Below are 24,657 nucleotides of genomic sequence, written 5' to 3'. Positions count from 1 at the left end.
ATAGGCCCATTTCTGTCGGAAATGCTGTATCGGCGTTACTGGGCCCGATGATCTGGGCCGCGCACTTCCTTATCGTCTACACTTTGGAGTCGCTTTTCTGTCGGGCCGCCATCGGGCACTGGCATGGATTTGCCATCGCCGCCGCAACCGTCACCGCAGTCGCGGCGCTTGTCGTCCACGGCCGCCGACAGCGGCCGCGCCTTCGCGTAGAGGGGGTGGACGGCTTCCTCGCGCGAGCCGCATTGACGCTGGGTGGCCTGTCTCTCGTTGCGATCCTGCTTGTGACCACAGCCGGCCTCGCGCTGCCGGCCTGCCGATAGGGCATTGGACTGCCCGGTGCAGTTGGCGCTTGGAACGGGAACCATCACATCGCCGCCTAGTTCCTCGCATGTAGGCATCACCGACGCATCCTGGGGAAACATCAATGGCTCCGCGCGCTGTCTGGAAAGGCGTCCTGAAGATCGCCGAGGTGACCTGCCCCGTGTCGCTGTACACTGCGGCGTCGACTGCCGAGCGCATCTCGTTCCATACCCTCAACCGCAAGACCGGCAACCGGGTCCATCGCCAGTTCATCGACGAGGTCTCGGGCAAACCCGTGGAGGCCGAAGATCAGGTCAAGGGCTATGACAAGGGCGATGGCGACTATGTCATTCTCGAGCCTGAGGAGATCGCCGCCGCCATCCCCGAAAGCGACAAGACACTGAGCGTCGAGACGTTCCTGCCTTGTGACGAGATCGACGACATCTTCTTCGACAGGCCCTACTACGTCTCGCCGAGCACGCCTGTCGCATCCGAGGCCTTCGCGCTGATCCGTGAGGGTCTCAAGGGGCAGCGATCGGCGGCTCTGGCACGTACGGTGATTTTCCGCCGGATGCGCTCGATCCTGATCCGCCCGCATGGCGAGGGGCTGATCGCGACGACATTGAACTTCGACTACGAGATACGCTCGGCCGAGGACGCATTCAGCGACGTGCCGGCCATCAAGATCGATGACGAGATGCTTGAATTGGCCGAACACATCATCAAGACGAAGGCCGGCCAATTCGATCCAAAGTCGTTCGACGATCGCTATGAATCAGCCTTGGCCGAGCTTGTTCAGGCAAAGATCGAGGGCCGCAAGCTCAAGCCGCAGAAGCGGCCGGAGCCGACCAAGGTCGTCAACCTGATGGATGCATTGCGCCAGAGCGCAAAGGCGAGCGGGGACAAGACGACACGGAAGACAAAGTCCGCCACACCAAAGCAGGAGCCTCGCAGGAAGGCGAGCTGATCGTTTCCGGGCCGCTCACTTGCGCCTGGGTTCGAGGCTCTTCTTCAGCGCATCCATGATGCTGATCACGTTGCCTTCCGAGACCTGACGAGGCGGTGCTTTAGCGGGTTTGCGGCCTTTTTGCTTGGCTTTGATGATCGCCAGCAGCTCGTTTTGCACCGGGTCGGTCGCAAGCTCAGGCGACCAGTCCTTGGTGCGCGTCTTGATCAGCTTGTCCATCAGGGGGCGAAGATCGGCTTCAGGCTCCGCCTTGCCGATTCCCGCGAAGTAATCCTTCTCCGGCCTGACTTCGTCGCCATAGCGCAGCGTCCACAGCACGATGCCATTGTCGCGGGCGTCGAGCAGCACGGCCCGCTCGCGTCGGTACAGAACGACGCGCGAAATCCCGACCGTCTTGGTTCGCTTCATCGCCTCGCGGATGACCGAGAAGGCTTCCTCGCCGACCTTGGCATCGGGGACGAGGTAGTGCGGCGTATCGTACCAGATCCAGCCGACCGACGAGCGGGGTGCGAAGGTCTCGATATCGATCGTCCGGGTGCTCTCCAACGCCACGGCATCGAGTTCGTCATCCTCCAGCATGACGTATTCGTCGTCACCCTTCGGATAACCTTTGACCTCGTCGTCATCAGGGACGGGCTTGCCCGTAACCGCATCGACGAACCGGCTCTGAATCCGGTGACCCGTCTTGCGGTTGAGCGTGTGAAACCGCACTTTCTCGCTCTCGGAGCGCGCGGGCATCAGCGCCACCGGGCACGTCACGAGCGAAAGCTTGAGATAGCCCTTCCAGAATGTCCGCTGCGCCATGGTCAGAATCTCCCGATGCCCCGGAGAACGCAGCGCCATGGTCGATCGTTCCACCGGCGCCCCAAAGCGCTCAGGCCGCCTCGGCCCGCTTGCCGAGTTTCTTGATAGCGTCCGCGATCGATCCGGCCGCGTCGTCGTAGCCCTCCCAAGCCTTGGTCTTCGCGAGCAGGCCAGGCAGGGTCCTCACTGTGAAACGACTCGGGTCGAGACCAGATTTGACCTCAGGCCACGTCAGCGGCATCGAGGCGTGCGCACCGGGCCTCGCCCGCGGCGAGAGTGGCGCGACCGCCGTCGCCATCCGGTCGTTGCGGAGATAGTCGAGGAAGATGCGGCCGTTGCGCAGGCGCTTGGCCATGTTGACGACGTAGCGCGCCGGCTCCTCGCTGGCCAGATCCGCACAGACCCGGCGCGCGAAATCCTTCGCAGCGGGCCAGTCGACCTTGCTGCGCTTTCCCGGCGCCAGGGGCGCGACGACGTGCAAGCCCTTGCCGCCCGTGGTCTTGCAGAAGCTTTCGAGTCCGACCGCGGCGAGCCTCTCGCGCATCTGCTTTGCGGCATCGATCACGTCACCGAAACTGACGCCCGGTCCCGGATCGAGATCGAAGACGAGGCGCCCTGGAACCTCGGGATCGCCGGGCGCGCAGTTCCAGGGGTGAAGCTCGATGCCTCCGATCTGGGCTGCAGCGGCCAGCGCCTCGATGCGATCGATCTGCAGGTAAGGCTTCTTGTCGCCAAAGACGCGGACGAGTTCGAACAGGTTCGATGTGCCCATGCCGGCATGGCGCTGGAAGAACATCTCGCCATCGATTCCGTCGGGCGCACGCACCAGTGAGCAGGGCCGCCCCTTGATATGCGGCAGCATCCACCCGCCTACCGCTGCAAAATACTCGGCCAGTTCCTGCTTGGAAACGGGGCGATCATCCTCTGCATGCGGCCACAAGGCCTTGTCGGGATGGCTGATGCTGACGCCGATGACATCTACCCTGCCCCCGCGAGCGCGAGAACGGGTTGGTCGCGGCTGAGGCGTCTCGGTTTCTCCTGGATCGGCAGGAAGTTCAGTCTCCACCTCGGCGGCTGGCTTGTCTTCACGCAGGCCCTTGAAGGCCGCCTGCCGCACCATGCCGTCGCCGGTCCAGCCGGCGAACTCGATCTCGGCAACAAGCTCGGGCTTCAACCAGGTCACACCAGGTTCGCGCTTTGGCGCGCCAGCCCCGGTGAACGGCGAAGTCTTCGCGGTAAGAGCCTTCAGCCGTGGCAACAGTGCCGCGACCTTGGAGGCGCTGTAGCCGGTGCCGACCCTGCCGATATAAACGAAATGAGGGCCCCGGTTGACGCCGACCAGAAGCGATCTGAACTTCCCGGCAGTCGTGGACCACCCGCCAATGACAACCTCGTGCCCAGCCCGGCATTTGGCTTTCGTCCATGTATCGCTGCGGCCCGATACATAGGGCGCCTCGACGGCCTTTGAGACGATGCCCTCCAGCGACAGTTTGCAGGCCGACTTCAGCACGGCATCGCCGCCGGTCTCGAAGTGTTCGACATAACGAAGGACCACACCATCGGCATGCTCGTCGAGATAGGCTTTCAGCTGCTCTTTTCGCGCGCGGAGCGGCTGCTCGCGCAGGTCCGTATTGGCTTGGAACATCATGTCGAAGGCGAAGAAGACGAGATCATTGGTCTTGCCCTCGGAGATGGCTGCCTGAAGGGCCGCAAAATCCGGCGAGCCGTGCTTGTCGAGTGCGACGATCTCGCCGTCGATGATCGCGTCGGGCAACCCGGCCGCCGCTTTGGCGATCGCGCGGAATTTCGAGGTCCAATCCAGCCCCTTGCGGGTCTTCAGCGTGACCTTGCCTGCCTCGACCCGCATCTGGACGCGGTAGCCGTCGAATTTGATCTCATGGACCCAATCATCGCCATTGGAGGGCCGTTCGACGCTTCTGCACAGCTGCGGCGCGATGAAGGAAGGCATCTCGGCCATGCGCGCTTCGCGCTTCGGAGGTGATGTCTGCGCGCCGCGTCTCTGCTTTGCCGCGAGTCCTTTCCGGCTGTCCCATTCGGCATCTGCAGCGAGAACGTTGTCGGCTAGCAGAAATGGCTTGGGAGAACGGCCTTTTCCTGCCGCTATCGCCGCCATCTTCCGGCCCGATGCCACAGAAGTGTCGGCTCTCAAAACCGCTTCGCCGTCGCCCTCGACCGCATGTTCGTCACGATGCTTGATGAGGAGCCAGTTGGTCCGCTTGCCTCCGTCCCGATCTCCCCGCATCCGGACAAGGACGAAGCTGCCCTGGAGCCGTTCGCCCTCGAGCGTGAATTTGAGGTCGCCCTTCTCGAATTGTCGCTGGGCACTGAGCTTTCCCTCAGGTTTCCAGAACCCGCGGTCCCACAGCTGGACGGTGCCCCCACCATATTCGCCCTTGGGGATCGTACCCTCGAAGTCGCCGTAAGCGAGCGGGTGATCCTCCACTTCGACCGCGAGCCGCTTGTCCTGGGGATCGAGCGACGGGCCCTTCGTCACAGCCCAGGATTTGAAGACGCCGTCGAGTTCGAGACGCAGATCGTAATGCAATCTCGTGGCGTCATGCTTTTGAATGACGAAGCGCAGGCGCTCGGAGGAGGCCACAGTCGCGTCATCGCCGGGCTCCCTGGTCTTCTCGAAATCGCGCCTGGCACGATATGCCTGCAGCTTGTCCGCCACCGATCAACCCTCCGCGCGTGTCGTCAACGCGTGCTGGGTTTACGTGTTCCATCCCGGGAAGTTTGCCGTCAGCTCCGGATGATCGAAAGCTCATGGCGATCGGGGCCAGGCCGCGCCGAACGAAGCCGGCGTCGCGTCGGCTTCGTGGAAACAGAAAGCTCGATCCAGACCGGCGCGTGGTCGCTCGCTTTTTCCCAGCCGCGGACATCGCGATCGACATCGGCTGCGATGAGCCGCTGCGCAACCAGCGGATTGAGCAGGAAATGGTCGAGGCGAAGCCCGGCATTGCGGCCCCAGGCATTCCGGAGATAGTCCCAGAAGGTGTAGATGCGCTCGCCGGGATGGAGCGTGCGCAATGCGTCCGTCCAGCCTTGTTCCGCCAGACCCCGAAAAGCCTCGCGCACGTCGGGGCGAAACAGCGCGTCGTCGACCCATCGCTCGGGCTTGTAGACGTCGAGCTCGGTCGGCATCACATTGTAATCGCCGGCCAGGATGATGGGCACATCGAGCGCGAGAAGCTCCGCAGCGTAGTCTGTCAGCCGCTGGAACCATCGCATCTTGTATGCGAATCTTGGTCCGGGCGCGGGATTGCCGTTCGGCAAATAGAGGCAGGCGATAAGCGTTCCATCGATTACAGCCTCGATATAGCGGCTTTGATTGTCTTCGGGATCGCCGGGCAGGCCTCGGCGGGTCTCGATCGGCTCCGCGCCGCGCGCCAGGATCGCCACGCCGTTCCAGCTCTTCTGGCCATGCCAGATCGCGCCGTAGCCGGCCTTCGCGATCGCACCGATCGGAAAGCGACCATCGGGAGCCTTCAACTCCTGCAGGCAAACGACGTCGGGCCGAGCCTCCTCCAGCCAGCGCAGGAGGACCGACAGCCGCCCGTTGATGCCGTTGACGTTGAAGCTGGCGATTTTCATCGTCTCATCTCAGTTCGTGATCCGGTACCAAGGTCGAAACCGCCTCGGCCTGATATCCGGTCCGACAATGCCTATATTCGCAAACGAGCTCACAATCAGGAGATCCAGAGTTATGACAACGGAACGCGCAGTGCTCGCCGGCGGTTGCTTCTGGGGCATGCAGGATCTGATCCGCCGTTATCCCGGCGTGATCTCCACGCGAGTGGGCTATTCCGGTGGCGACGTGCCCAATGCCACCTATCGCAATCATGGCGACCATGCCGAGGCGATCGAGATCGTGTTTGATCCCGCCCGGATCAGCTACCGTGATCTGCTCGAGTTCTTTTTCCAGATCCACGATCCGACGACACGCGACCGCCAGGGCAACGATATCGGCGCGAGCTATCGCTCCGCGATCTTCTATGCGAGCGACGAGCAGAAGCGTGTCGCGCTGGATACCATCGCCGACGTCGACGCCTCCGGGATTTGGCCAGGCAAGGTCGTGACCGAAGTAGCGCCGGTCGGCGACTTCTGGGAAGCCGAGCCCGAGCATCAGGATTACCTGGAGCATTATCCCGGCGGCTACACCTGCCATTTCCCGAGGCCGAACTGGAAGCTGCCGAAGCGCGAGGACATCAGCCGCGCCGGATGAGACCTCTGCGCATCGCTTCGATCGCGATCCCTCCCTCCCTATAAGAGCACCACCCTCTCCAAGACATCGGCTCAGCCGGTCGACCGCTGCTTGCGCAGCCACCGGCCGGGCCGATTTTTTTGGGCCTCCGTCGAGAGGCCGCCTGCTTTCCGGACGCCGAAAACCGACGCGAAGCCTCGGTGGGAACCTGCTGGCGCCGTGCCCGTTCTGCGATAGCGACAAGGTCGAAGCTGGCGGGAGGCCGCTTCTCCAGTCGCAAAAGGCTTGTGCACCGCGGAAGGCATGACGATGGGCAAGCAGGGGCATCGACGGCGCGCGGCGGTCCGCATCGGGGTCTCAGGCTGGACTTATTCGCCATGGCGCGGGCAGTTTTACCCCAAAGGCCTGACACAGAAGAATGAACTGGGTTTCGCCGCCCGGCAGTTTCCGGCATTGGAAATCAACGGCACCTTTTACGGACTTCAAAAGCCGGACGCCTTTGCACGCTGGGCGGAGGCGACACCCGACGGGTTCGTATTTGCGGTCAAGGGCTCGCGTTTCATCACTCATATTCGCCGCCTCCGGGACATCGAGAAACCACTCGCCAACTTCCTCGCATCCGGCCTGCTGCGGCTCGGCTCGAAGCTCGGGCCGTTGCTCTGGCAGTTTCCGCCCAACTTCCGCTTCGACGCGGCCTTGATGAAGGAGTTCATCGAGCGCCTGCCCAAGGACACGCAGGCGGCAGCGACCCTGGCGCGGCACCATGATGAGCGGGTTGAAGGGCGGGCCTGGACACGCACGGATGCAAAGCGGCCGATGCGACATGCGATCGAAATTCGCCATGAGAGCTTTCGCGATCCGGCTTTCATCGATCTGCTGCGCGATCACGAAGTTGCACTGGTTTGCGCCGACACGGTCGACTGGCCCCGCTTGATGGATCTGACCTCCGACTTCGTCTATTGCCGCCTGCACGGCTCGGCGGAGCTCTACCGATCACGCTACGGCAAGGCGGATCTCGAGCGCTGGGCGGCGCGGGTCGAGGCCTGGGCGCGCGGGGTCCACATGCGCGACGGGGAATTCGCTGGCGACGCCGAAGCCGCGCGCGCTCAGCCACGCGACGTGTTCCTGTTCTTCGACAATACGGACAAGCTCCACGCTCCCGACGATGCGGCGACGCTGATGCGAATGCTGGAGCTGGACTGGGAGCCCGAGGCGAAAGAGCAAGCCGCATGAGCCGGCAGCCGCAAAATCCGGCACTCTCGGATCATACGAATTTGGCTTTCGCGGTAGTCCCGGTCTCCCGGAACATGAGCCGTCTTCGCCGGTTGACGGATCACGCCAAGGGAGCCTCGCCATGATCACCAACAAGACGGAATATGAAGCTATCGCCGCCAGGGCCCGCGCATTGAGCGATGCGCAGGAGGGGTCGCCGGCGGGGGAGGAATTGGCGACGCTGGTTTCGGAGCTTCGGCAATGGGACGAGGCGCACAAGGGCGAGCAATCTCATGGCCCCGAACCCGTCGAGGGACTGAACCGGCCCGACGACATGTCGATCTCGGGCCTGCCGGGCAATCTCGGCAAGCTCAAAAAGGACTGAAGCTCGTCGCTGTTTCCATGGTGACCCGCTTCGCTAGACAATGCAGCAGTCCCAAAACTTGAGGCTTACCTCCCGGTCGCTGCATCTGTGCATCGATATGCAGATGCTGTTTTCCGAGGATGGCCCCTGGCCGACACCCTGGATGGCGCGGGTCCTTCCCAACTGTGTCGCGCTGGTTGAGCACGATCCCGCACAAACGATCTTCACCAGGTTCATCCCGCCAGATACGGCGGCCGACGCACATGGGGCATGGAAGGGCTATTACGAGCACTGGGCCGAGGCGACGCGGGCACGGCTGGACCGCCGTTTGCTCGAACTGATGCCGGACCTGCACCGTTTTGCCCCGCCAGCCCTCGTGCTCGACAAGCCCGTCTATTCGGCATTTGCCGGCTGGCGCCTTGCCAAAACTCTTGCCGAGCGTTCGGCGGACACGCTGGTGATTTCCGGTGCGGAGACGGACGTGTGCGTCCTGTCGACCGTGCTCGGAGCGATCGATCTCGGCTATTTCGTCGTGGTCGTGCGCGACGCTGTCTGCAGTTCCTCGAATAAGGGGCATGACGCGCTGATCACGATGTTCGAGAGCCGGCTGGGCCATCAGCTCGCGATAGCCGATGCCGAGACCGTGCTCGGCTCATGGCCTCGCTCATGAGGCACGCGCCTACCCAGAGCAAGTGGCTGCACGGATGCGGCAGCGGAAGGCACCCCGCGCGTTGATGGGTTCGCGAGGAGGCATTGGACATGAGCGAGATCTAGCGAACGTCGCGCGTGATTTGAGGCAGAACGGATTTGCCGAAGGCTTCGATGAAAGCCTCCTGATTGCGGCCGACCTGATGCAGGTGGATTTCCGAAAAGCCAAGCTCGATATAGTCCGAGAGCCAGGCCGCATGCCGGCCGAGGTCGGAGGAGATCAGCAGGTCCCTTGCCATGTCCTCTGGCCGAACCAGCCGGCCTATGCGCTCGAAATCACCAGGCGAACGCAAATCCCAGTTCACTTCGCCACCGGCCAGGCAACAGCGCCACTGTTCATGGGCGCCGGCGAGTGCGGTCTCCTCGCTTTCGTCCCAGTTCAGCCCGACCTGCAGGACCATCGGCTTGCCCTCCCCGCCGCCCCTTCTGAACGCCGCCACGACGCGCTTGAGATGAGGCGGTTCGGCGTGGACGGTCAACAGCCCGTCGGCCCAGCCCCCGACGAGGCCGGCAGTCGCTTCGGTGACGGCTGCGCCGAGCAGGAGCGGCGGCTTCCGGGGCAAAGTATAAAGTTTCGCGTCGATGGCCGTAACACGACCGCGATGCGTCACGGTCTCGCCGGCCAGAAGCGCCCTTATGATGTCGGCGCATTCGCGCAGCCGCGCGTTGCGCTCGGCCTTTTCAGGCCATGGCAGCCCCGTGACGTCCTCGTTGATGCGCTCGCCACTGCCCAAAGCCAGCCAGAAGCGGTTCGGAAACATCTCGGCCAGCGTCGCGGCACCTTGCGCGACCACGGCAGGGTGATAGCGATAGCCCGGCGCGGTGACGAGCCCGCAGGGCAAGGCGACACGGGCCATCGCCGCGCCGACCCAGCTCCAGGCGAAACCGGATTGTCCCTGCGCTTCCGTCCAGGGCTTGAAATGGTCCGACGACATCAGGGCCTGGAAGCCCGCTGCCTCTGCCTGAACTGCGAGAGCCAGCAGATGCGACGGCGCAAACTGCTCATGCGATGCGTGGAAGCCGATGAGTGCCATTTCCTGCTCTGCTCCGCCTTGCGGAAAGCAACCGGATGAGCCCGCGAACGTTCCTTCGAAAAGCGAATGAGGGCGAGCTATGCCGGATCAATCCAAATGGTGGCAGTCTGGGGTCATCTATCAGGTCTATCCGCGCTCGTTCCAAGACAGCGACGGCGACGGCGTCGGCGATCTCCCGGGCATCCTGGCGCGGTTGGACTATCTCGCGGAACTCGGCATCGACGCGATCTGGATTTCGCCGATCTACCCCTCGCCCATGGCCGATTTCGGCTACGACGTGGCCGACTATGAAGGGATCCATCCCACATTCGGGACGCTCGACGATTTCGACCGGCTGGTGGCTGCCGCGCACGCGCGAGGCATCCGGATCATTCTCGATTTCGTCCCCAACCACAGCTCGGACCGGCATCCCTGGTTCATCGAAAGCAAATCGGGCCGGGATGCGGCCAGACGCGACTGGTATGTCTGGCGGGATGCCGCGCCCGATGGTGGCCCGCCCAATAACTGGATCAGCGAATTCGGCGGCAGCGCGTGGAGCTGGGACGAAACGACTGGCCAATACTACTATCACGCCTATCTGCCCGAGCAGCCCGATCTGAACTGGCGCAACCCGGAGGTCGCAGCCGCGCTGCTGGAGGCGCTCCGGTTCTGGTTCGCTCGCGGCGTCGACGGCTTCCGGGTCGATGCGATCCATCATCTCTTCGAAGACGAGAATCTGCGCGACAACCCGCCCAATCCGGAATGGGTGCCGACGATGTCGCCGGCCAGGAGCCTGATCCGGACACGGACGATGGATCAGCCGGAAGTTCACGACGCCATCATGGCAATGCGGCGCGTGGCCGACAGTTTCCCCGGCGACCGTGTCATGATCGGCGAGGCCTATCTGCCGATCACCCGTCTGATGGCCTATTACGGGGTCGATCTCGGCGGCTTCCAACTGCCCTTCAACTTTCACCTGATGTCGACGGCGTGGAATGCGCAGGCGGTCTCCACGCTGGTCGAGACCTATGAAGCGGCGCTGCCCGCCGGCGGATGGCCCAACTGGGTTCTCGGCAATCACGACCGCTCGCGCGTAGCAAGTCGTTTGGGCCCGGCTCAGGCCAGGATCGCCGCGATGCTTCTGCTCACCCTCCGGGGGACGCCGACGCTCTATCAGGGCGACGAGATCGGCATGACCGACGTCCCGATTCCGCCCGAGCGCGTGTGCGACCCTTGGGAAAAACGCGTGCCTGGCCTCGGGCTGGGCCGCGATCCCGTGCGCACGCCGATGCAGTGGGACGAAGGCGAGCATGCCGGATTTTCCAACGCGGAGCCGTGGCTGCCGCTGCCGCCCAGCCTTGAGGGGATGACCGTATCGTCGCAGCTTCAGCAACCCGCCAGCATGCTGCAGCTTTATGGAAACCTGCTTCGCCTGCGGCGGGCCGAGCCGGCATTGTCGGTGGGAGGGTATCGCGCAATTTCCGCCGAAGAGAATGTGCTGGCATTCGAGCGCTTCCATCAGGAGCGAAGGCTCCTGATCGCCCTCAATTTCGATGATCATGCCAAAACGCTGCCGCAGGCGGACGCCAAGACGCTGCCGCGGGCGGACGGCGTCGGGCGCATCATGCTGTCGAGCTATCTCGACGAAAAAGCCTCTGCAAGGCGCTCAATGGAACTCCGACCTTCGGAAGGCGTCATCATCGAACTGGAGTGAGCTTCGCAGCAGGATCGCGCTGACAGGAAGACCGCCATGACAGTCAAGAAGCATGCCTCGAAGGATGTGGCGATTGAGGATCCGGTGCAAAATCCGAAATCGCTCGACGAACTCAACGCGACCATCCTGGCAGCCGAACCCTTGGTGCCTGGCGCGACGCGTGCGGTATTGGGCGAAGGCCCGCAGGGCGCCGCGATCGCCTTCGTCGGTGAGCAGCCCGGCGACCAGGAGGATCGCGAAGGCCGCCCCTTCGTAGGGCCGGCCGGGCAACTGCTCGACCGGGCGATGGCAGAAGCAGAGATCGCGCGGGACCGGGTCTACGTGACCAATGCCGTGAAGCATTTCAAGTTCGAGCAGCGCGGCAAACGCCGCATTCACGAGCGACCGACAACCGGCGAGGTGAAGCACTACCGCTGGTGGCTGATCAAGGAACTGGAATTCGTGCAACCCAGGCTCGTTGTAGCGCTCGGAGCCACGGCCGTGCTGGCGCTGGCCGGCCGCGCCCTGCCGATTTCGCGCAACCGCGGGGAGATGCGGTTCGAGCCGTGGCGCGGCTTCATCACCGTCCACCCATCTTACCTGCTGCGCGTGCCCGATGACGACGCCAGACGCGATGCCTATGAAGACTTCGTCGCCGACCTCAGGCGTATTCGGGCGCTCTCGGAGTACGGCATGCCCGCCTCCGCCGCCGCGAGAGGAACTTGATCTCCCGATCCCGACGCAATCGCTTCGATGTAAAAATTCTGGCGGACCTCGACATCTTCGGAACAACGCCGACCCCTCGTCGTTCCATGGCGGACAGCCTTTCGAGGCGCTTCCGAGCACGGACCAAAGCCATGATGCATGTTCAGCAGATCAAGGAAGGTTTGGAGGTCGTCGGCTCCGACGACGCGCATGTCGGCACCGTCGATTCCTTATCGGGGCAATTGCTGAAGCTGAAGAAGAACGATCCAGGATTCGGCGGTTCCCACCACTATCTCGACATCGGCCTGATCGCGGCCGTCGACGACAAGATTCGACTGATCGTTTCGTCAGCCGAGGCCAGGGAACGCTGGTCCGAGGAAAGCAGCTGAAACTGAAGCTGCAGCTCAAAACCCGGTCTTGATCCAAGCACCCCGTCAACCTGCTTCGGAGATTGAGACGATGACGCAAACCGTGTCGGACTTCGTCTGGGATCGCCTGCGCCAATGGGGCGTGTCGCGCGTCTACGGCTATCCCGGCGATGGAATCGGCGGGCTCATCGCCGCGCTGCATCGACAGGAAGGCAAGATCGCCTTCGTGCAGGCGCGGCACGAGGAAATGGCAGCGCTGATGGCGTCCGGCGAAAGCCGGTTCACCAACGAGGTCGGCGTGTGCATCGCAACCTCAGGGCCCGGCGCGGTGCATGTGTTGAATGGCCTCTACGATGCCAGGCTGGATCACAGGCCGGTGCTGGCGCTGGTCGGACAGCAGGCCCGATCGGTGATGGGGGCGCATTACCAGCAGGATCTCGACCTTCAGTCCCTCTTCAAGGATGTCGCCGGCGCCTATGTCGAAACGGCGACCGTTCCGGAACAGGTTCCACATCTGATCGACCGGGCCTACCGCATCGCCAAGGCGGAACGCCGCGTCACCTGCATCATTCTGCCCAACGATCTCCAGATCCAGCACATGCGCCAGCCCGCCATGGAACACGCGATGACGCATTCAGGCGTCGGCATCGACATGTCGCCGGCCCTGCCCGATGCGAATGCGTTGCGGCAGGCGGCGGCGATCCTCAATGCAGGCGAGAAGGTCGCGATGCTGGTCGGCGCGGGCGCGCTGGGGGCGACCGACGAGATCATCGCCGTTGCCGAAAAACTCCAGGCCGGCATTGCCAAGGCCCTTCTCGGAAAGGCGGCGGTCCCCGACGATCTCCCGTTCTGCACGGGCTCGATCGGTCTGCTGGGTACCAGCGCGAGCTGGGACATGATGCAGGAGTGCGACACGCTGCTCATGGTCGGCTCCGGCTTTCCCTATACCGAGTTTCTGCCCGGACCCGGACAGGCACGCGGCGTCCAGATCGATATCGATCCGGGCATGCTGGGCCTGCGCTATCCGATGGAGCTCAACCTCGTCGGGGACAGTGCGGCGACGCTCGCTGCTCTGTTGCCATTGCTCGAACAGAAGTCAGCGGGTTCCTGGCGCCGGAAGATCGAACAGGACGTCGTCGCGTCCTGGGACGAGCTTGCCGAAATGGCCAGTGTCGAGGCCGATCCGATCAACCCCCAGCATGTCGCAGCCCAACTCTCGGCACGCTTGCCTGACAATGCCATCGTCACGGCCGATAGCGGCACGACGACTGTCTGGTACGCCCGCAACCTGCTCTTCCGCCGCGGCATGATGGGCTCGGTCTCCGGCAGGCTCGCGACCATGGGCTGTGCGGTGCCATATGCCATCGCCGCCAAGTTTTCGCATCCCGACCGGCCGGCGATCGCCCTTGTCGGCGACGGCGCGATGCAGATGAATGGGCTGGGCGAGCTCGTCACCATCGCCAAATACTGGCGCGAATGGGCCGATCCACGACTGATCGTCATGGTGCTGAACAATCGCGAGCTAGCCTATGTCACCTGGGAAGAGCGAATTCAGCAGGGTGACCCGAAATGGCCGGCGAGCCAGGATCTGCCCGATCTGCCTTATGCCGATATCGCCAAGCTCATGGGCCTGGACGGGCTGCGCGTGACGGAGCCGGACCAGGTCGGCCTCGCCTGGGAGCGCGCTTTCGCGGCGGATCGGCCATTCGTGCTCGACATGGTCACCGATCCGAATGTCCCGCCCTTGCCGCCGCATATCACCTTGAAGCAAGCCAAGGGCTTCGCGGGATCGATCCTCGCGGGCGATCCGGAGGCCGGCAACATCGTTTCCAAAACCGCGCGCACGCTGCTGGACGCAATCCTGCCGGGGCGCGCGGATGGCTGACATAATTTGCATGGACGGAGCATCTCATGATCCATCATGTCTCGGTTGGAACGAACGATCTCGAACGCGCCAAGGCCTTTTATGACGCCGTGCTGCCGGTGCTTGGCTTGCGCCAACTCAAGGCAACCGGTCATTCGGTCGATTACGGGATCAGTGAGATTCTGTTCAGCGTCGAAAAGCCCGTCGACGGACATGCGGCGACCAGCGGAAACGGCGTCCACATCGCTTTTGTCGCGGGGCATCGCGGGACCGTGAACGAGTTCCATCGCGTCGGGATCGCGCATGGCGGCGCAGATGCCGGTCCGCCCGGCCTGCGACCGCAATATGATGAAAACTACTATGGCGCCTTCATCCGCGATCCCGATGGCAACAAGATCGAAGCTGTGACCCACGCAGCCAAATAAGCACGGCTCGATCGATGTCGGCGCGTCCACGCTGCCGGCGACCAGGCTGGCTTGCCGGGAGCGGAACCAATGCCGTTCACCGATGTTGCGGGAGGAGAAATGAAGACTGCGATGGAAGGCGGAATTCCGCTTTTGATGATCGACTTCCCGCCTCCAATCGCAGGCTGCCAGCAGTTGGCGGAGCGCAGAGGGTCCGGAGCGCCCATCGGCAAGCGATAGGGAGGCGAGCAATGCCAACGCTCGAACGAGCTATTGAGATTGCGGCATCCGCGCATTTGGGACAACTGGATAAGGCCGGTGAACCATACATCGCCCACCCATTGCGCGTAATGCTACCGTTTATCCGAGGCGGCGATGAAACCCGCGCAATAATCGCGGTCCTGCATGATGTGCTCGAGGACAGCTCATGGACTGCTGCGGACCTGCATCGCGAAGGTTTCCGCACCGAGATTGTCGAGGCAGTCACCGCGCTTACTCGACCGCCGGGAGAAGCCTACTCCGCCTTCGTTCGGCGCGCCGTGTCGAATGAGTTGGCGCGCCCGGTCAAGGCCGCGGATTTGCGGGACAATTTGCAAGTCGCCCATTCGGCGAAGCTCCCGGAGGAAGAGCGGGAGCGTTTGCTGGAGAAGTATACGGCAGCGCTGCGAGTGGCCGACCAGAGTTAATTCAAGCTCATCCGCATCGAGATAATTCACTGATTTAGAAAGCGATAATCTGACCTCTACGAAACGCATCCGCCGTCCAAGTATATTGAGCTTCGAGGACACCAGAATGCCACGCTTTTTTATCGATACAGCCGATGGCGACGATGTCGTGCGTGACGAGGTCGGACATGAACTTCCCGACCCGAAACGCGCGCGCATTATGGCGCTCGATGCGCTGCCTGACATGGCCCGTGACAGTATCCCTGATGGTGACTGCCGAACGTTTGCTGTCTCGATCCGGAATGCAGACGGAAAGGTAATTTATCACGCAAGCCTGGCCCTGTCGGGCAGCTGGGCCTGAACGTTCTCGCAGCGTCGCCGGGGAGCAAGCTCTCGGGGTGCAAGGGCACTTTTAAACCTATGATAGTGCGCGGCAGCCCCGATCGCCTATGTTTCCGGTCATGGAACAGGGTCAGGGTGAGTTGCTTTTGCCCAACGGGCAAAGGATCGTGGCCAACTACCTGATGTCGACCGGAGGTCGTGGCATCTCTGGACAAATCGCTGCTGACCTCAGCACGATCGACACGGGGACATTCTGGAATGGTGTCACCCTTCTCACTGAAGACGGCGCTCCTTGAAAATCCTCATGACATCCATCGGTAATCACGGCGCGCCTTTCGTGGCCCTTTCAGATTGAGGCGCCTCCCGGCGGGGATCGCCGTCGACGACCACACCACCGAACTTCATCTGGAACGCATGCGCGTGCCGCTCGTCTGGAAAGCTGATACGCAGTCGATCGTGACGCGGCTGCATCGAGACGCGGGCTTGATGCGGAATTTCCCATTCCATCAGCCATATCCCGATGTCGTGCAAGCGCGGCAGCAGCGTCGGGGGATCCAGGGGCACGTCCACCTTGTAGGATCCTCGATCCACGTGCGTGCTGATAGCAGCGTATTGCGGAGTCATAATGTGCCTCCGGTCGACTGAGCTATTGGCTGGTCACGCGACCGTAACCGAACCGAGCGCCTCGCAAATTATCTTGTGATAAGGCGACGTCTCCAAGCGAGAAAAAAGCCCGACGCATCTTTTCTCAAACGCCGGGCTGACGGCCGGGCTCGCCACCCTCAAGCAAGTGGAAAATAAATCAAGCTTGGCATAAGCATAAATCAACACAGGCTAATGCAGGTACATTCATCCATCACATGATCGGGCACTAGTGTTTGCGCAAGCTCAGGCCATTCATCAATTTCTTCAGGCGTCTAGACTTCGCTGTGGAATTGTTCACGCACATGCGCGATCAGCATAATTGGATCATTCATGCCCTCTTGGCATGACGCGGCTATGAGATCAGCATGGCGTCAGCGACAGGCCGATAGAAAGAGGTCCACGATGCCGCGCTACTTCGTCGATACCGATGATGGAACCACCAGCGTCGTGGACCGTGAAGGGTTTGAATTCGCTGATCCGGGCGCAGCACGCAATGCCGCCATTCGGGCATTGCGCGATATGGCGGCCGATAGCCTTCCCGACGGTACCAGTCGAACTTTCAGGGTGGCGGTGCGCGCCAACGCGCGGACTTTGCTCTATTCGGCGACGCTGATCTTCGAAGGCCACTGGGAGAAAGGCTTGCCCGGCGCCGGCAACTGAAATGACGTCAGCCTTCGGGCGCCAGATGCAGGTAGTCCGGATCAAAGTCCCCGGCGCGCTTCAATTCTGCCCATTGCAACACCGTAAGCTTTCGCCCGGAGACGGAAATCAGTCGGTCTCGCTTCAAATCTCGAAACACCCGGTTCACGTGAACGACAGAGAGTCCCAGCGAGTCACCGATATTGATCTGGGTCAGACCGAATGGGATCGTCATCTCGGCAGCCAGTCCGGCATTTCGATAGCGCACGACAAGTTCGCACAGCAAGTGAGCGACACGGGTCGGGGCAGATCGCCGCCCCATGCTGCACATCCACTCCCGGAAAATCGAGCCGTCGATCAGCGTGTCGCGCCAGAGAAGGCCGCCCAGTCGCGGATGGGTTTCGATTAAATGGTGCAACGACCTATGTGGGATAAAGGCCACCCTGCTCGACATCAACGTCGAAAGCGTGTGATCCGTGCTGACGAGATACAGGCTCTGCAGATCGGGAATATCGCCCGAAATATGATACGAGAGGATCTGCCGGGCTCCATCGCCGACAATTTTGAAGCGGTAGCTCATTCCGTCGAGCATCAGGCAGGCCTGCGACGGGCGGTCGCCCTGACGCACGAGATCCTGTCCCGCCTTCATGTCCCGGATCGTGATGGGAAGAGCTTTTACGGCGTCGATTTCAGGTTGAGAAAGCCTACCCAGGCTTGCGAGCTTGCGCACGAGGGGCGCAAGCCTCTCGGAGGAAACATCATTCATGAGGCCGCTCCCTTGCGGGAGAGGGCCAGCCCCCGCAGTCGTAGACGGCTGATTTTATCGTCAAATCACAGGCGAGGTCGCCAAGATAGGTTGCTTATTGAAAGCAACATATGATCTGTTTCTAACAGCACCTGAGATAACAATGCGCTCTCCACCGCGGTAAGTCATCTGAATTCGGCGCTGCATCGTTCGAGCCGATTTCTTTTCTATTTCTTTGCGAAATGCAGGATTTCATGGAACTTCCTGCCTCCTGATCACGCGTCATTCTGCCGAGGATTATGAAGAGGCCGCGGGAGAACTGGGAGATTAGGGCGACTGTCCGAGGTCAATGATGCGATCCGTCTCGGCCTGCGTCGGGCCATGGCGACATGGGAGAGCCTTCAACGGCGCGCCATCGCATAGGACGGAAGCCTCGACGCCGGGACAAGGCGTTGCACTTCCGCTTCGGATGGAACCGGAACCCCAGCCTGGGTTTTTCGGTCGCGCTGCAAGACGCCACGCTGCCCGCAGGCTTCCCCCCTTTTTGGCCGGCGGGCGTCTACCGCCGGCAGGACGCTCGTTCTTGGTCTACAAGGCAGCGACCGGCCGAGCGGCAGAGGAAACCCGGTCAATTGACCAAACTTAACTTGTGATAATGTCGCCGCCAAAAGCGCGGTCCAGACTGATTTGGCGGACGCATTTGTGAAGGCCAAGCCTGGATAAACTGGACGCTTGCGTTCATTAGCTGGCTTACCCCTGCGAATTGCTCGTCTGCGGGCGCATCAGGGGTTTGAAAACTCTGATGACCGACGTGACACTGACTGCGTTCCTTCCCCCGGGGCGAGGAGACTTGCTCATGCGTTCCCCAAAACATCAGTCCATCCTCATTCTCGAAGCGCAACCAATCGTCGCGATTGATCTTGAAGCCACCTTGTCGGATGCAGGTTTCAATGTCGCTCATGTCGCAACGACCTGTCGTGACGCGATGACCTGGTTAGCTGAGAACGCCCCCGATCTTGTCGTGTTGGATATCCAGTTGGCCGACGGCGATTGCACGGAGGTGGCCCTTGCCCTCGTCGAGCGGCACATACCATTTGTCGTTTTTACCGGCTCCAATCCGAACGACCGACAATGCAGTCCGGTATTTTCGATGGGGCACTGGGTTGAAAAACCAAGTCCAACGGAAGCTGTTGCGGAAGCTTTCTGGGCTCTCAGTTCGGCGGACAATCTCTACCGGCAGCGCGCCTGACTGGATTTCCGCGCCTGACTGGATTTCGATGAATCGCGCCGGTTCGGCAGCGTTCCAAGGCTCCGGCAGATCTTTTCAAGGCGCCGCTGCCTGATATCATGAGGCATGCCGAATCTGCCGCCTGAAGCCCCTATTATACGTCTCGCTAATGCCGATGAGTTTGAGGCTGCCGTGAAGCGGATTGCCGAGCTCGGAGAGCCCAGTCCGGACACCGCAGAGTGGCTGGAGTTGTTGGCCACGCAGGAAGCCGTCCGTGTTTATTGTGAGGTCCGAGGTTTATTGTAGGTCCAACGCGGAACCGTTCTTAGCTAAAATCGTTTCGCCGCTATGAAACCACCACCTCCATTGATCGTCATCGCCGATGACAGAGAGCTGGCGCTCGCGGAGTTCCGGGTAACGGAGCTGCGGGATGCAAAGAGAGGCTCCACAGCCGACGCTGAAAGATTGGGTTGGATCGCTGCGATCGATGCGTATGAGAACCGTGGAGCCGACGTTTCCCGCGAACGCGCAAGCACGGAGGGCAAGCCGCTTCGCGCGATATGGAGCGCGTTGGCAGCAGCCTCGATTGTCGCAATAGCCATCGGACTTCTGCTCTATCTCAGTTAGGCGCTTTTGGCGGTTGCCGGACTACCGCGACACCCCCGCCGAACCGTTCAACCCCTTTTGCAATCAGATCGGTGCGGCGGCGGCAGTCAAAGCCGGCGATGCTCCCGCAATTGGCCGCTCTCCTCCTGGGGCATTTCCCGCCTGCCCTCCGGCCCCGGATGACGGCACTTTTTGCTCCGAGACGTCTCTTCAACCTGAAACGGAACCAAACCGCGCCGGGCGCCGTTTTCTTGGGCACAGCGGCATCGCCGTCAGCTTGGGAGCACCACAATGAAAAAACTGATCATCATGTCCTTGATCGCCACCGCAGCCTCCTTCGGCGCCATGGCTCAAACGTCGACGACGTCGCCCGCGCCGTCACCTGCGCCGGCCGACGCAAATGCTCCGTTGCCGGGAGCCAATAGCTTCACGGAAGGCCAGGCGAAGAGCCGCCTCGAAGCCAACGGCTACACCGCCGTCACCGATCTGAAGAAGGACGAGAATGGCGTCTGGAAAGGCAAGGCCACTCACGGCGGTCAGTCGGTCGGCGTGTCCGTCGACTATCGCGGCAACATCGTTCGTAACTGAAGGGAGCAAATGCCATGAACCGGACCATTACGCGTTCCTACGACACCTATGAAGACGCCGCGGGCGTCGTCTCTCGCCTGAAGGATGCCGGCGTCGCCGACGAGGACATGAGCGTCGTTGGCCGGCGGGACGAAGCGGACGACAGCAATGCTGGCGAGGGCGCTAGTATCGGCGCTGGCATTGGTGGGGCTGCGGGTCTGCTGGCAGGCCTTGGAATGATTGCCATTCCAGGGATCGGACCGGTCGTGGCCGCCGGTTGGCTGGCCGCGACAGCAGCCGGAGCGGCAGCGGGCGCCGCGGCAGGCGGATTAGTCGGCGCGATGACGTCATCTGGCATGAGTGAAGACGACGCCCACTACTATGCCGAAACGGTGCGCAGGGGTGCCACAGTGGTTTCCGTGCAAGCCAGCGACGACCAGGTCCCAACTGTCGAAAGCATCATGGACGGCGCAACGCCGATCGATCCGGTCGCGCGCCGCGAGGAGTACAGGCGAGAGGGCTGGACGCGCTTCGACGAAAGCGCAGATCCTTACAAGTACCCTGGCGTCTGAGCCCAGCGACTAGAAATATTCCGCAGCGATCCCGCCGGCCCCGGCCGGCGGGATTTTCTGTAGTCGCCGAAACCTGACAGGCTTCATCAGCGTTTATTGGGTGTCGCCGAGTCTTCAGCCCGCTTGGCGATCACCTTCGGGTGGTGTTCGTTCCCGTGTCGTCGGCCGTCGTCCCCAGGGGCGGCGGCCTCCTTTTGCTCTGCGGAAACCCAGACGACATCGTCGCCAACCGGCGCCGGAGCGCCAGAGAGCCTCGATCGAGGCAATGCAGGAACTGAGCGCCCTCCGATCGGTTAGAAGTGCGGAGGATGACGCCATGAACCGATCGATTTTCACACGCTACGGATTTGCCTGGGTGACGGGCGGTTTTTTCTTGGTCAGCTTGGTCGGACACTGGGTTTTTGGCTGGTTCGCTTATGTCCAGCAACAGGCCGAGCATGCGCAGGCAGCCAACGTCAACGGCTACCTCATCGAAATGATGCGCGATACGTTGGAGAACTGGCAGTCCGAATTCCTCCAACTGCTCTGGCAGGTCGCGGGTCTGGCCCTGCTGCTTCATGTCGGTTCTCCTCAGTCAAAGGAGGGCGATGACCGCATGGAAGCAAAACTCGATGCCATCCTGCGCAGTGTAGATCCGAAGGAAGCTGATCGCCTCATTGACGAGATCGACCGCGACTATGCCGGACGTCATACGGACCATCGCTACATCCAGCAGATTCAGAAGCGCGCATAGGAGGCGGGGTTTGCTGTCGTCCAGACCCGAAGTGCTCTGATCGCAGAAGGCGTCGACGAGCCGTTCGATTATCCGCGCTGCCGGATCTCACTGAGCCGCTGGATCTCCGAGCGCAGGACCGCCACGGCGGCTTCGCCGCGTACGCCCTTGATGCCGCGCTCATCGCGATCGGTTGAGCCCGAGACGCCATCCAGGAAGAGGTTGCGCTTCGGCAGCGGCATCGCGAGCAGATAGGCGACTTCGCACTCGTGCCTCCACTCTTCGGAATGGGTCGAAATCATCTGCCCGGTGAATTCGGACCGGACGAGAGGGTGATTTGCGTAGTCGCGGGCAGGCACAGGGAATCTCCTTGCCGCCTGTCTAGGCCGTCAGCGCCAACACAGTCACGATCATGGTGACGGATGCAGCGACGCATGCGGTCCATATCCACCAGAATATCTTCATGGCGGTACCTACGTTTCAGCGTCGGGGTCTTCGCAGCGGGTGATGAACTTGCCCGTGGCCACGATCTGGAAATCGCAGCCGTCCTCATAGGTCACTGGCGAACCGTCTTCGAGGGTGTAGGTCGTTATGCCCAACCCCGGGCGCTCCTGCCAGACGATCACGACATAGGGATTGCCCTCTTCGTCCTGGCAATGCTCCCGGTAAAGCTCTCTGGGCCAGCTATTTTGAAGGTCTGAGAGGGGGCTGGCTTCGCTAAGGCTGCTTGTCATGGCGACACCTACACAACGAACAACTCTGTCATCTCAACCGTCTTCCGCCTCGACAGTTCCTAACCGTTGGAACGAATCTCAAGCATCGTCGTCTGAGCCGCAACTGGCGGGCCTGGCCACCAGCGCTCCCGACCGCAAAGTCGCTTGCTGGCGATCGGCCAGATCGAACTAACCCAGAGCCTGGCGCTTCTGCAGGAGTTCGTCGAGCCGAGCCTGTTGCTCGCTTAGCCTGGTGGCCAGGCTTTCTTCGATACCAGCCCCCGACGCCGCCGCTGCCTGCTCGGTCAGATTGGCGATATTGTTGCGAGCGATGGCGATACGATTGTCCAGGTCTTCCCGATCATTCTCAGGCATCTGATTTTACGTCCTTCTAGCCGCGAGTACGCATCGTTTGTGAACTGATGGCTGAGGCTGGGCGCGCGTCTTCTTGCCGCCGGCCAGCGGGGCTCGCCTGACCATCGATCAGACCTTGGGGGGCAGGCCACCCCTGTCAAACACGGGAATCGCTTCAGTCGGGCCGCGCCGCGATTGTCCGGTCGGGATGTCTTCAGCGGCTTGCCGAACGGCGTCTTCGGACTCCGTCAAGCCGTCAATCGTGTCGTTCGCGTCGCTGCCGGCATCGTGCACATTCGTTCTGTCGCCAACGCGCCTACTGCTATCGGGCGGCTGGGTCACGATACCCTCGGCGGCCGGATCGGTCGTGATGCGTTCATCCAGCAAAGCGGGGTTCTCTCGTTGCTTGGTCATGTCGACATCCTCCTGCTGGATTGAAAAGCCTTCAGCGGGACCATTGTTCCCCATGACAGCAGCCTTGCGACCCTTGGTTCGGGTCAGGCTCAATCCGCCGCTGCTATGGCCGGGCGGGCCGCGGCGCGCGGCTTAACGAAGCCGCGTCGGACAATGCCCGCGGCCACAAGGCCGTAGGCTATCAGCTTCTGCTTCAGATTCGCGATCAGTGGATCAAGCTGACGGTGAACCGGCCCACATTCTATCTCGCTGCCCAGAAGCCGAGAACGATGCCTGCGGCGGCGGCCCAGCCAAGCGCCCGGAGTGGCCGGGCGCGAACCTCGTTCATCAGCAATTCTTGCAGCTTGCTCACTCGCTCGCTGGCCTGCTCCGCAATCTCGATAAAAGGTTGGCTTTCCGTACGGCCCGCCGTCACTGGAGCCTGCGCAGAAACAGGATCGCTCGCCGGAAACGTGGCTTCGAGCGCATCCTGGAGTTCTGCGTCCGAGCCTTGATGGCGGGCAGCCTTGCGCTGGGCTCGCTGTTCGATCTTCAGGCTTGCGACGGCGGGATTCCGAGGTGACATGAGCGGTCTTTCTCTGAGCGTCTTACCGATAACCTCGACGCCTGCGAGTGGTTCCGCTGATGGGCCCAACTATCGATTGACGTTAGCCAAGAGCCCTCGTTAGCCAAGAGCCCTCGTGAGCCCAGAGCCCCTCCCCTCGGCTCTGTCATCCCTTGCGGTCGGCGGCATCTGCCCCCCGCACGCCGATCGGCATCGGCGCGCCTTTCGTCGTATCGCGATACGTCTGGCGCTCTGCCTCTGAATTCAATTCCGCGCCAACCAGGACAATCGTCGCGGACAACCACATCCAGGTCAGAAGGCCGATGACGGCGCCGACTGTCCCATAGGTCTTGTTGTAATCCTCGAAATTGGCGACGTACCAAGAGAAGAGGATCGAAGCGATCAGCCAGCCTGCGGCGGCAAACAGTGCACCAGGGCTGACCCAAGCCCATTGCGCCTCGTCACGGCTCGGTCCGTATCGGTACAACACGGCCAAGCCCAGCAGCAGAACGCCAACCAGCACGGGCCAGCGGCCAGCAGCGATCAGCCATTCCGCGGCGCTGCCCAGATAGAGGTAGTCCAATACGATCGGGACAACAGCGATAGCCCCGATGGCACCGAGCAAAAACAGCAATATGCCGACAGTGAATGCGAGAGATACAAGGTTCAACTTGAAGAAGCCGCGCTTTTCATCTTCGCCATAAGCCACGTTAAGCGCATCGAAAATGGCTTTCACACCAGCATTGGCACTCCAGATCGCCAGCGCCAGACTGATGAGCAGGGCAAAGCTCAGCTTCGTATCGCCACCACCAGCGATCCGGCCAATCTGTTCGCGTAGAAAATCGGTCGCACCTGCCGGCAGGAATCCGTCGAGTAAAGCAAGCTGATCCGCGATGGTCGCAGGATCGGCAAGGAGCCCGTACAAGGAAACGAATGCCGTCAGTGCTGGGAAGAGGGCCAGCAGGCCATAGAAGGTTACGCCCGCTGCAACGGCGCGGACCCGGTCTCGATCAACTTCATGATAGGTGCGCCGGGCAATCTCCCACCAGCCTTTGGCAGGAATTTCGGAGGGTGCGTCAGCGTCAGCGCCTTTCTGGGTGCGATGCGCCGTCTTGGCCGCATATTTGTCGTCCCGCGAACTTCGACCCGATCGCTCCAGACGCGAAAGCACGTAAGCTGAGGCCACGCCTAGTAAGGCGGCCACGCCTAGATCCCTGATAAGCCGATGATTGAGCACCGCTAGCCCTCCGCGTTCTGGCTAACGCCGGAGGCAAGAGATTGGTT

The 24,657-nt window shown here is 61.9% G+C and carries 30 protein-coding genes and 1 pseudogene; 19 read left to right on the top strand and 12 right to left on the bottom strand.

Annotation, left to right across the window (positions count from 1 at the left end):
- Positions 1-35: 35 nt before the first annotated feature.
- Positions 36-422, bottom strand: a complete 387-nt coding sequence (locus tag C4S73_RS27890; RefSeq protein ID WP_146071306.1) for a hypothetical protein — start codon at positions 420-422, stop codon at positions 36-38.
- 2 nt (positions 423-424) lie between these two features.
- Here C4S73_RS27890 and ku (C4S73_RS08675) point away from each other — a divergent pair, with 2 nt between their 5' ends.
- Entirely contained in the window at positions 425-1,267 is an 843-nt protein-coding gene (gene ku, locus C4S73_RS08675) for a non-homologous end joining protein Ku (protein ID WP_103872091.1), read from the top strand.
- A gap of 15 nt (positions 1,268-1,282) precedes the next feature.
- Here ku (C4S73_RS08675) and ku (C4S73_RS08670) read toward each other — a convergent pair whose 3' ends face one another.
- The 3 genes from ku (C4S73_RS08670) to xth form a co-directional block, all read right to left on the bottom strand.
- Positions 1,283-2,071: a non-homologous end joining protein Ku gene (gene ku / locus C4S73_RS08670; RefSeq protein ID WP_103872422.1), complete on the bottom strand. Its 789-nt coding sequence runs from the start codon at positions 2,069-2,071 to the stop codon at positions 1,283-1,285.
- A 70-nt stretch (positions 2,072-2,141) separates the two neighbouring features.
- The gene (ligD, locus tag C4S73_RS08665) at positions 2,142-4,766 is read right to left on the bottom strand and encodes a DNA ligase D (RefSeq protein ID WP_103872090.1); all 2,625 of its coding nucleotides are present in this window, start codon (positions 4,764-4,766) and stop codon (positions 2,142-2,144) included.
- A gap of 68 nt (positions 4,767-4,834) precedes the next feature.
- A complete protein-coding gene (xth, locus tag C4S73_RS08660) occupies positions 4,835-5,686 on the bottom strand; it encodes an exodeoxyribonuclease III (RefSeq protein WP_103872089.1) in 852 nt (283 codons plus the stop codon).
- Positions 5,687-5,798: 112 nt separating this feature from the next.
- Here xth and msrA point away from each other — a divergent pair, with 112 nt between their 5' ends.
- From msrA to C4S73_RS08640, 4 genes are all read left to right on the top strand, one after another.
- Positions 5,799-6,317 carry a peptide-methionine (S)-S-oxide reductase MsrA gene (gene msrA / locus C4S73_RS08655; RefSeq protein ID WP_103872088.1) on the top strand — a complete coding sequence of 173 codons (519 nt, stop codon included), beginning with the start codon at positions 5,799-5,801 and terminating at the stop codon, positions 6,315-6,317.
- Positions 6,318-6,599: 282 nt separating this feature from the next.
- Complete coding sequence (locus C4S73_RS08650) at positions 6,600-7,529, top strand: DUF72 domain-containing protein (protein ID WP_244595512.1); 930 nt, start codon at positions 6,600-6,602, stop codon at positions 7,527-7,529.
- A 121-nt stretch (positions 7,530-7,650) separates the two neighbouring features.
- A complete protein-coding gene (locus C4S73_RS08645; RefSeq protein ID WP_103872087.1) occupies positions 7,651-7,893 on the top strand; it encodes a hypothetical protein in 243 nt (80 codons plus the stop codon).
- A 40-nt stretch (positions 7,894-7,933) separates the two neighbouring features.
- Positions 7,934-8,542 (top strand): cysteine hydrolase family protein, encoded by a 609-nt coding sequence (locus tag C4S73_RS08640; protein WP_103872086.1) that lies wholly within the window; start codon positions 7,934-7,936, stop codon positions 8,540-8,542.
- 100 nt (positions 8,543-8,642) lie between these two features.
- On the opposite strand, the gene C4S73_RS08635 is transcribed toward C4S73_RS08640, so the two are convergent.
- On the bottom strand, positions 8,643-9,614 hold the full coding sequence (locus C4S73_RS08635) for a TIGR03885 family FMN-dependent LLM class oxidoreductase (RefSeq protein WP_103872085.1): 972 nt from the start codon (positions 9,612-9,614) through the stop codon (positions 8,643-8,645).
- Between the two features lie 79 nt (positions 9,615-9,693).
- Here C4S73_RS08635 and C4S73_RS08630 point away from each other — a divergent pair, with 79 nt between their 5' ends.
- The 7 genes and pseudogenes from C4S73_RS08630 to C4S73_RS08600 all read left to right on the top strand — a co-directional run bounded on the left by C4S73_RS08630 (position 9,694) and on the right by C4S73_RS08600 (position 15,653).
- Positions 9,694-11,307 carry an alpha-amylase family glycosyl hydrolase gene (locus C4S73_RS08630; protein ID WP_103872084.1) on the top strand — a complete coding sequence of 538 codons (1,614 nt, stop codon included), beginning with the start codon at positions 9,694-9,696 and terminating at the stop codon, positions 11,305-11,307.
- Positions 11,308-12,012, top strand: a pseudogene (locus tag C4S73_RS08625) (UdgX family uracil-DNA binding protein); the annotation flags it as partial.
- A 131-nt stretch (positions 12,013-12,143) separates the two neighbouring features.
- Positions 12,144-12,380 carry a DUF2171 domain-containing protein gene (locus C4S73_RS08620; protein ID WP_103872420.1) on the top strand — a complete coding sequence of 79 codons (237 nt, stop codon included), beginning with the start codon at positions 12,144-12,146 and terminating at the stop codon, positions 12,378-12,380.
- Between the two features lie 70 nt (positions 12,381-12,450).
- Entirely contained in the window at positions 12,451-14,244 is a 1,794-nt protein-coding gene (locus C4S73_RS08615) for a thiamine pyrophosphate-requiring protein (RefSeq protein ID WP_103872082.1), read from the top strand.
- Between the two features lie 26 nt (positions 14,245-14,270).
- Positions 14,271-14,648, top strand: coding sequence for a VOC family protein (locus C4S73_RS08610; protein WP_103872081.1), 378 nt, complete (start codon positions 14,271-14,273; stop codon positions 14,646-14,648).
- Between the two features lie 230 nt (positions 14,649-14,878).
- On the top strand, positions 14,879-15,313 hold the full coding sequence (locus tag C4S73_RS08605; RefSeq protein WP_103872080.1) for an HD domain-containing protein: 435 nt from the start codon (positions 14,879-14,881) through the stop codon (positions 15,311-15,313).
- Positions 15,314-15,419: 106 nt separating this feature from the next.
- The gene (locus C4S73_RS08600; RefSeq protein WP_103872419.1) at positions 15,420-15,653 is read left to right on the top strand and encodes a DUF6894 family protein; all 234 of its coding nucleotides are present in this window, start codon (positions 15,420-15,422) and stop codon (positions 15,651-15,653) included.
- Positions 15,654-15,955: 302 nt separating this feature from the next.
- Here the strand turns inward: C4S73_RS08600 and C4S73_RS08590 are convergent, their stop codons facing one another.
- Entirely contained in the window at positions 15,956-16,258 is a 303-nt protein-coding gene (locus tag C4S73_RS08590) for a hypothetical protein (RefSeq protein ID WP_160115699.1), read from the bottom strand.
- Between the two features lie 423 nt (positions 16,259-16,681).
- On the opposite strand from C4S73_RS08590, the gene C4S73_RS08585 reads away from it, so the two are divergent.
- Entirely contained in the window at positions 16,682-16,939 is a 258-nt protein-coding gene (locus C4S73_RS08585; RefSeq protein ID WP_103872077.1) for a DUF6894 family protein, read from the top strand.
- A 7-nt stretch (positions 16,940-16,946) separates the two neighbouring features.
- On the opposite strand, the gene C4S73_RS08580 is transcribed toward C4S73_RS08585, so the two are convergent.
- A complete protein-coding gene (locus C4S73_RS08580) occupies positions 16,947-17,684 on the bottom strand; it encodes a Crp/Fnr family transcriptional regulator (protein WP_103872076.1) in 738 nt (245 codons plus the stop codon).
- 835 nt (positions 17,685-18,519) lie between these two features.
- Here C4S73_RS08580 and C4S73_RS08575 point away from each other — a divergent pair.
- The 5 genes from C4S73_RS08575 to C4S73_RS08550 all read left to right on the top strand — a co-directional run bounded on the left by C4S73_RS08575 (position 18,520) and on the right by C4S73_RS08550 (position 21,369).
- Positions 18,520-18,912: a response regulator gene (locus C4S73_RS08575; protein WP_160115698.1), complete on the top strand. Its 393-nt coding sequence runs from the start codon at positions 18,520-18,522 to the stop codon at positions 18,910-18,912.
- A 345-nt stretch (positions 18,913-19,257) separates the two neighbouring features.
- Positions 19,258-19,518, top strand: coding sequence for a hypothetical protein (locus C4S73_RS08565; protein WP_103872073.1), 261 nt, complete (start codon positions 19,258-19,260; stop codon positions 19,516-19,518).
- Between the two features lie 270 nt (positions 19,519-19,788).
- Positions 19,789-20,085, top strand: a complete 297-nt coding sequence (locus C4S73_RS08560) for a PepSY domain-containing protein (protein ID WP_103872072.1) — start codon at positions 19,789-19,791, stop codon at positions 20,083-20,085.
- Between the two features lie 14 nt (positions 20,086-20,099).
- Entirely contained in the window at positions 20,100-20,636 is a 537-nt protein-coding gene (locus C4S73_RS08555) for a general stress protein (RefSeq protein ID WP_103872071.1), read from the top strand.
- A 316-nt stretch (positions 20,637-20,952) separates the two neighbouring features.
- Positions 20,953-21,369, top strand: coding sequence for a DUF6766 family protein (locus C4S73_RS08550; RefSeq protein ID WP_103872070.1), 417 nt, complete (start codon positions 20,953-20,955; stop codon positions 21,367-21,369).
- 68 nt (positions 21,370-21,437) lie between these two features.
- Here C4S73_RS08550 and C4S73_RS08545 read toward each other — a convergent pair whose 3' ends face one another.
- The 4 genes from C4S73_RS08545 to C4S73_RS08530 form a co-directional block, all read right to left on the bottom strand.
- Positions 21,438-21,707 (bottom strand): DUF7696 family protein, encoded by a 270-nt coding sequence (locus C4S73_RS08545; protein ID WP_146071304.1) that lies wholly within the window; start codon positions 21,705-21,707, stop codon positions 21,438-21,440.
- A gap of 114 nt (positions 21,708-21,821) precedes the next feature.
- Positions 21,822-22,082, bottom strand: coding sequence for a hypothetical protein (locus C4S73_RS08540; protein WP_103872068.1), 261 nt, complete (start codon positions 22,080-22,082; stop codon positions 21,822-21,824).
- Positions 22,083-22,250: 168 nt separating this feature from the next.
- Positions 22,251-22,436, bottom strand: coding sequence for a hypothetical protein (locus C4S73_RS08535; protein WP_103872067.1), 186 nt, complete (start codon positions 22,434-22,436; stop codon positions 22,251-22,253).
- Between the two features lie 108 nt (positions 22,437-22,544).
- Positions 22,545-22,922, bottom strand: a complete 378-nt coding sequence (locus C4S73_RS08530) for a hypothetical protein (RefSeq protein ID WP_146071303.1) — start codon at positions 22,920-22,922, stop codon at positions 22,545-22,547.
- A gap of 115 nt (positions 22,923-23,037) precedes the next feature.
- Between C4S73_RS08530 and C4S73_RS27885 the strand changes: the two genes are divergently transcribed.
- Positions 23,038-23,391: a hypothetical protein gene (locus C4S73_RS27885; protein ID WP_146071302.1), complete on the top strand. Its 354-nt coding sequence runs from the start codon at positions 23,038-23,040 to the stop codon at positions 23,389-23,391.
- Between the two features lie 148 nt (positions 23,392-23,539).
- Here the strand turns inward: C4S73_RS27885 and C4S73_RS08520 are convergent, their stop codons facing one another.
- Complete coding sequence (locus C4S73_RS08520) at positions 23,540-24,577, bottom strand: YihY/virulence factor BrkB family protein (RefSeq protein ID WP_244595510.1); 1,038 nt, start codon at positions 24,575-24,577, stop codon at positions 23,540-23,542.
- Between the last annotated feature and the right edge of the window lie 80 nt (positions 24,578-24,657).

Origin of the sequence: Allobosea lathyri (assembly GCF_900108245.1) — a bacterium.
Lineage (GTDB): Bacteria > Pseudomonadota > Alphaproteobacteria > Rhizobiales > Beijerinckiaceae > Allobosea > Allobosea lathyri.
The sequence above is the reverse complement of the archived record's forward strand: the minus strand, read 5'-3'. Positions and strand labels throughout refer to the sequence as shown.